General features: G+C 30.6%; 7 protein-coding genes. 3 read left to right on the top strand and 4 right to left on the bottom strand.

All coding sequences use genetic code 11. The annotated features are described in order from the left end of the window. Window positions 1-57 precede the first annotated feature (57 nt). The 3 genes from HMPREF9129_RS04010 to HMPREF9129_RS04000 all read right to left on the bottom strand — a co-directional run bounded on the left by HMPREF9129_RS04010 (window position 58) and on the right by HMPREF9129_RS04000 (window position 1,911). Window positions 58-453 carry a hypothetical protein gene (locus HMPREF9129_RS04010; RefSeq protein WP_004820597.1) on the bottom strand — a complete coding sequence of 132 codons (396 nt, stop codon included), beginning with the start codon at window positions 451-453 and terminating at the stop codon, window positions 58-60. Window positions 454-468: 15 nt separating this feature from the next. Then, the gene (locus tag HMPREF9129_RS04005) at window positions 469-1,239 is read right to left on the bottom strand and encodes a hypothetical protein (protein ID WP_004820595.1); all 771 of its coding nucleotides are present in this window, start codon (window positions 1,237-1,239) and stop codon (window positions 469-471) included. A 156-nt stretch (window positions 1,240-1,395) separates the two neighbouring features. After that, complete coding sequence (locus HMPREF9129_RS04000) at window positions 1,396-1,911, bottom strand: HutD family protein (protein ID WP_040552292.1); 516 nt, start codon at window positions 1,909-1,911, stop codon at window positions 1,396-1,398. Between the two features lie 92 nt (window positions 1,912-2,003). Here HMPREF9129_RS04000 and HMPREF9129_RS03995 point away from each other — a divergent pair, with 92 nt between their 5' ends. The 3 genes from HMPREF9129_RS03995 (at window position 2,004) to HMPREF9129_RS03985 (ending at window position 5,304) form a co-directional block, all read left to right on the top strand. Further along, window positions 2,004-2,567: a manganese efflux pump MntP gene (locus HMPREF9129_RS03995; RefSeq protein ID WP_004820592.1), complete on the top strand. Its 564-nt coding sequence runs from the start codon at window positions 2,004-2,006 to the stop codon at window positions 2,565-2,567. A gap of 129 nt (window positions 2,568-2,696) precedes the next feature. Then, entirely contained in the window at window positions 2,697-3,998 is a 1,302-nt protein-coding gene (locus HMPREF9129_RS03990; RefSeq protein ID WP_040552290.1) for a glutamate-cysteine ligase family protein, read from the top strand. Continuing rightward, window positions 3,991-5,304 (top strand): glutathionylspermidine synthase family protein, encoded by a 1,314-nt coding sequence (locus tag HMPREF9129_RS03985; RefSeq protein WP_004820587.1) that lies wholly within the window; start codon window positions 3,991-3,993, stop codon window positions 5,302-5,304. The genes HMPREF9129_RS03990 and HMPREF9129_RS03985 overlap by 8 nt, the downstream gene beginning before the upstream one ends. A gap of 90 nt (window positions 5,305-5,394) precedes the next feature. Here the strand turns inward: HMPREF9129_RS03985 and HMPREF9129_RS03980 are convergent, their stop codons facing one another. Then, window positions 5,395-6,702 (bottom strand): GntT/GntP/DsdX family permease, encoded by a 1,308-nt coding sequence (locus HMPREF9129_RS03980; RefSeq protein ID WP_004820585.1) that lies wholly within the window; start codon window positions 6,700-6,702, stop codon window positions 5,395-5,397. Between the last annotated feature and the right edge of the window lie 181 nt (window positions 6,703-6,883).

Genomic DNA, 6,883 nt, shown 5'->3' with positions numbered 1-6,883 from the left:
AGCTAAATTTTAAATTTTCTAACTTTTAGAATAAAATTTAACCAAACTTTATAAACTTTACTTAACTTTATTGTTGGCATCTTCCCCAACAACACTTTCATCCATACCTGTAGTCATTTCTATTTTTGTGTCAATACCTTTTAGTTGCTCGGATTCTTTTGGCAAATACTTATCTATTAAAAACTTTCCTTCGTCAGTTATACCAACTTCCCCAGATTTTATTTTATCCATATTTTCATCTATATACGATTTAAAATCATCAATTGTAACTTCTTCAAGTTCAGTTTTACCATTTACAAAATACTCTCCAACTACCTTATCATTCTCTATGTAGGTTAAAATTGGATTTGAAAAAAGTTTTAAATCCTCTTTTTCAAATGTATTGCTTGTCTTTTTACAGCCATAGATAAATATAAAACAACTAATGAGCAATATTAGTTTATATCTTTTCATTTTTAGCCTTTCGCATTAATATGGAGAATATATATTGTAATGCATATATAAGCCATCAATTTTAAAATAAAGCGACCCTGAAACAATCATTTCAGATAAGGTTCCTCTGCCATAAGTTCCATCTGCTCTGATAGTATGTGTGTAAATTCTTTTACCATTAGTAAAATCTCCGTAGGATGCTATTATCCTAACATCTGTCTGAGAATCTAAATTCGTTACATGAGATGATGGATTAACATAATCTATAATATTACTGCTATCATCCACACCCCAATCAACATTGCTACTTATTCTAAAAATAGGTGTTCCTCCTAAAGGGGATTTAAACTCTCCGACAGCTGTCCCAGTTCTATGTCTGTATGCATAAGGAATTACTAAATCCTCTTTCTCTTCAGAATTTAATTCATTTTTAGAAAATACTACTTCATTTTTTGATTTGCAACTTCCTTTTAATTTAGTATATAATCTCGGATAATAATTTTCCATTAATTTCAAGCCATCTTTTGTAAATAAAATTTTTTCTCCAGATATCACTTTATCAATAGTTCTTGATAATTCATCATCTACTAGTGAATATTTTTCTTCAAAAGTTAATAATGTCATGTCTTGTGCAATATTGTTTAAATTATGATTATTTGCCAACGCAAAAAAATCATCCCCTATACTTGCGTTTTCAATGTAAAATTCTACATATGCTGGTTTCAGAATTAATTGATCAAACCCATCTAAATTTGTAGCCATTACTTTTTTAGATGCTAATATTGCGATTATTAAAATCGTATTCATGAATAATGTAGTTATTTTTTCATAATATAAACCCTTTCTACATTAAATATTCCCATTTTACAATATACTTACTTTAGTAATTCATGTACATCGGTATCACTCCTTTTTCCTTTTATACCCACAAAAAACTATATATAACACTCTTTAAAAAATTTTTTACTCATATAATTCACAGACTAAAATTTTACCCTTACCTGTTACTTCCGCCTCCTCTCCTATGTATGCACTCATTTTAGAATATTCCTCTCCATTTACTCTCATTCCACTTTCATAGAAAAATATTAAATTTCTATCTTCAATTCTCGCTGTTCCATCTACATCTAAAGAATACATTTTATTAGTAAAATCTTCTCTCACTATTAAATTAAAATCTCTTACCTTAGAATATGAAATTACCTCATCTGAACCAGAAAACTTATATACTTCAAATGGTTTTAAAATAACCTCTTTCCCATTTACCACCATCTTCAAATCTCCATCAAGTGGTGTTATGTATCTTGTAAAGCCATTATATGGAGTAAAACTAGAGCTGTCTAATTCACAAGTTGCCGTTGAAATTCTTAAATCAAAATTCTTGTCTTTAACACTTGCTGTAGTCGGACTTATTAAAAGTTCTGAAGTTTCTCCGCCAGACCAATTTGTAGTTTTAAATTCTTCTCTTGTTATTTTCATAGTCATCCTCCTAATTCTTAATTTGATGTTACCACAATAATAATAAAACTCAAATATTTGTTTTTATGATAAAATAATCACCGAGGTGTTTTATGGAATCTATTTTATCTATTTCTATAATTGGAGTTGGTCTTGCAATGGACGCTTTTGCAGCGAGTATTTGTAAGGGGCTATCTCTTACTAAAAGAGATTTTTCAAAGACTATTAAGGTTGGGTTGTGTTTTGGAATTTTCCAAACTATTATGCCTATTTTCGGCTTTTTACTTGCCAGTACATTTGCAGACAAAATTAAAAGTATCGACCATTGGGTTGCATTCTTTTTACTTTCTTACATAGGGTTTAATATGATTAAGGAATCGAGAGTTGCAACTTGTGATTTAGATTCGGGCTTTGATTTTAAATCTTTAGTTTTAATTGGTATTGCAACTTCTATAGATGCAATGGCTGTTGGAATAAGTTTTGCATTTTTAAATGTTGAAATTTATTCAGCTTCTATTTTAATAGGAATTATAACTTTAGTTATATCAATGCTTGGAGTAACTCTTGGCAATATATTCGGCATCAAGTACAAACAAGCCGCTGAATTTGCTGGTGGAGTTATCTTAATTGCAATGGGAGTCAAAATTTTAATACAGCATTTATTTTTTCTAAAGTAAAATGCTCCGTAAGGGATGAGAAGATATTGTCATTATATTTTCTCATCTTTATTTATTTTAAAATTTATTTTTTTCACTCTTTTTTCCATGTTTATTTTTGGGTATAAATGTTTAGAAAAGGAGGTTCAAATGGACTACAATAAACAATTAGAACGTGTTATAAATTACTTTAAAAAAGGTGAAACTGATTATAAAGATTTCACTGTTGGTTTAGAATTTGAACACTTTGTATTAGATAAAAGTTCTCTCAAATCCATTTCTTATTATGGAGATGGTGGATTGGGCGAAACTTTACTTGAAATTTGTAAAACTTTAAATGCTAAACCTTATTATAATAATGAATCCATATTAGGTTGTGACACTGATAAGTTTTCTATTTCACTTGAACCGGGTGCTCAATTTGAAATTAGTATAAAATCCAAACTTTCAATAGAACAATTATATCAAGATTACAAGGAAATTTTAGGTATGGTTCTTCCTATCTTTGCTAAGAAAAATCAAATTTTAGTGCCTCTTGGATATAATCCTGTTTCTAAAATTGAAGATATTAAATTAATTCCTAAAATTAGATATAACCATATGTTTGAGCATTTTAATTCTCTAAATGGAGATAACAACATGGGTTGGAATATGATGAAAGGCACTGCTTCTGTACAAGTTACTATCGATTATTCTGACGAAAAAGATTGTATTAGAAAATACTTTCTAGCCAGTGCCATAGCGCCAATTCTATATGCAGCTTTTGACAATGGATATATTTTTGAAGAAGAGCCTTATAAAAAATATAATATAAGGCAAATGGTTTGGGAAAAGACTGATAAGTCTCGTTCCGGCTTATTAGATTTTGCTTTTGATGATATGTCTTATCAGAGATATGCCAAATTTATTTTGGATACTACTCCAATATTTGTGGAGAAAAATGGAGAAATTATAAACGTCAACAAAAAACCGTTTAAAGAATTATTCGACCCTGAAAATGATTCTGATGATGAAATCTTCCATGCCATTTCAATAGTATTTCCTGATGTTAGATTAAAAACTTATCTTGAGTTTAGAATGATGGATGGAGTAAACTATCCTACAAATTTTGCGATAGTTTCTCTTATAAAAGGACTTTTCTACTCTGAAGATAGTTTAAATGCTTTAGAAAAGATGTTTAAAGGCACAACTTATAGTGAAGTTATGAATACTAAATCAGAAACTCTTTTACACGGTCTAAAAGCCAAGTACAAGGGAATTACAATTTTAGAGCATCTAGAAAATTTATACAATTTGGCTTATTCAGCACTAGGAGATGAAGGTCGTTTCTTATCTCCTATAAAAGAAATTATAAACAGCGGAAAATCTCCTAAAGATGTTTTTGAAGATCTATTTGAATCTGAAGGTCTTAGGAGTGCAATAGAATATAATAGGGTTGATAAAAATGTTTAATATAAAATATGCAGAAGAATATATTTCTTTAGTAAAAAAAGAACCGGAAAAATATTACAAGGACTATTTAAAACTTCTTGATGATGTTGCGCACTCAAACGCAATATACAAAGAGAAGCCCGTACCAGTTACTTATCAAGGCCTTTTTTATGACCAAGAAGATAAGGACAATTTCACACAGCTTTGCAAAACTCTAATGGATATAACTCAAAAAGTTACTCATGAATATTTAAAAAATCCTGAGTACAGAAAACTTTTTGGATTTTCTAAAGAGCTTGAGGAATTGATTTTACACGACCCAGGATATGACATAACAGTTCCTATTGCAAGATACGATGTATTCTACAACGGTATGGATAAATTCAAATTTATTGAGTTCAATACCGATGGCTCAAGTGCAATGAATAAAGACAATACTGTCGGAGATTTGTTAATTGAAACTTTGGCCATGAAAGAGTTTAGAAAAAAATATGATGTTGAGTGCGTTGATATGTTTCATCCTTGGATTGAAGAATCCACAAAAATATATGAGTCAGCTCATCACAGAAAACCTAACATAGCTATTGTTGACTTTTTAGACATAGGCGCTACTTATGAATTTAAAAAGTTCCGTCAACTCTTTATAGAATCTGGATACAATTGTGAAATATTTGATATCAGAGATTTAAAGTATGTTGATGGAAAATTGGTTTGTGATAATTTTGAAATCGACATGGTCTACAGGCGTGCAGTAACTGTTGAATATATGAAACACTATTCTGAAATGCAAGACTTTACTAAAGCCTACATGGACAATGCGTTTATGTTAATTGGCTCTTTTAGAAGTCAGATTATGCACACAAAACTGATTTTTAAAATACTTTTAGACCCTCTGACTCAAAATATCTTAACCGATTATGAAAATAAGTTTTTGGAAGACCACATTCCTTTTACAGATTATTTTGACGAAAGAGTTTATGAAGAAGTCTTGGAAAATAAAGACCAATATATAATAAAACCTGTTGATGATTATGCAAGTCATGGAGTTTATGCCGGAAGAGGATTTTCTAAAGAAGAGTGGTCAAAACTTTTAGATGAAGCTTTAAAATCAGAATATATCTATCAAAGATATTATGAGATGGAGCCTCTACCGTTCTTGGAATTTGATGATTCTGGAGAAATTAAAGTCAGTGGATTTACTGCTGTTCTAGGAATGTTCATTTACAACGGAAAATTCGTTGCTCCTTACACTCGAATAGGTCAAAACTCAACAGTTGGTGGCGCAGATAAACACTATGTAGCACCAAATATGTTCATAAAAAAATAAGAATTCTTTTCCCTTCTTACTCAACATTTTGTAAGAAGGGATTTTTTATGAATTCTTATCTTCTAAAAGTTATTATAAATTTTTATTTTATTATAGGAATTGAGTTATAAAACCTCCAACCACTATTAATGGTAATCCAATAAATATAATTTGCGGTATACAAGTGTCTCTTATATGGTCGTGTTGTTTATCTACTCCAAGACCTGCCGTAGGTCCTAACGTTGTATCAGATGCTGGAGAACCTGCGTCTCCACAAACAGCTGCTATTGTAACTAATAGTATAGTCGCACTTGGTGAAAATCCCAACTTCATTGCCAACGGAACGTATATTGCTGAAATAATTGGAACTGTACCAAATGAAGTTCCTATTCCCAATGTTACTAACAGACCAAGTAAAATCATTACATATGAAGAAATAAGTTTTGAACCGCCTAACACTCCTGCTGCTGATTCAACTATTTTATCTATTGCTCCAGAATTTGTAATTACATTTGCATATCCTGCTGCTAATAACATTACAAATGCGATAAATCCCATCATGTGAATTCCGCCATCAAGCATATCTTGAATGTCATTAAATTTTATAACGCCTGTTGCCACTATAAATATAAGTCCGCAAAGAGCACCTAGAGGTAATGACTTAGTCAATATTTGTACAGCAACTGTTATTGCACCGGCTATTAGTATAAGCCAATGATTTTTATCAGCTTTTATATCTCCTTCTACTTCACTAGCTCCAACAACTGCTCCTGAAACTGTCTTATACTCTCTATCTCTTGAGAAGATTATAACACCTATAGTAACTCCTATAGCCATTATAAGTGCTATTATCCAGTTAGTTGAAATTATCATACTACCGTTTATTGCAAGCCCAGCTTTTTTAAATGATGTGATTATCAATTCATGGAATATTGCACCATATGCTATTGGAAGTGTAATATATGGAGCTTTTAATCCAAATCCAAAACTTATTGAAAGCATTCTTCTATCTACTTTCATTTTATTCATAAGCCCTAATAGCGGTGGTATTAATATCGGTATAAATGCTATGTGAATTGGTATAAATGTTTCGGCAACTACTGCAAATAACATTACAATTATAGCTAAAATAAATTTATTGCCTCTTATCAACTTTCCAATTTGTCTAGCCATAACTTCTGCTGCGCCACTTTTATTTATACAATAAGCCAAAGCTCCCAACAAAATGTAGCTAAGTGCTGTATCTGAATTAGCTCCCATTCCACCAACTAAAAGCTTCATTGTTTCGTCAATTGGTATCCCCGAAGTAACACCAGCGACTATAGCTGCTACTATAAGCGAAAAAAATACAGGAATTTTGACAAGACAAAGTCCTGCTAGTACTATTACGGATAGCACAACCGGGTTTAATAAAATCATCTTCTTTCTTTTCCCCTTTTTCTATATTTCGATTTACCAAGATAAATTATTAATATGATATATCTTATATTAATTATATTTATATAATACCCTTCACTTTTTAATATGACGCTAATATTATGTTTGTTTTTTATATAATTGTTCTTTTACTGTTCTAATGTTTATATGGTATTATATTCCA

Source organism: Peptoniphilus indolicus ATCC 29427, from assembly GCF_000227315.1.
Taxonomy (GTDB): Bacteria; Bacillota; Clostridia; order Tissierellales; family Peptoniphilaceae; genus Peptoniphilus; species Peptoniphilus indolicus.
The sequence above is the reverse complement of the archived record's forward strand: the minus strand, read 5'-3'. Positions and strand labels throughout refer to the sequence as shown.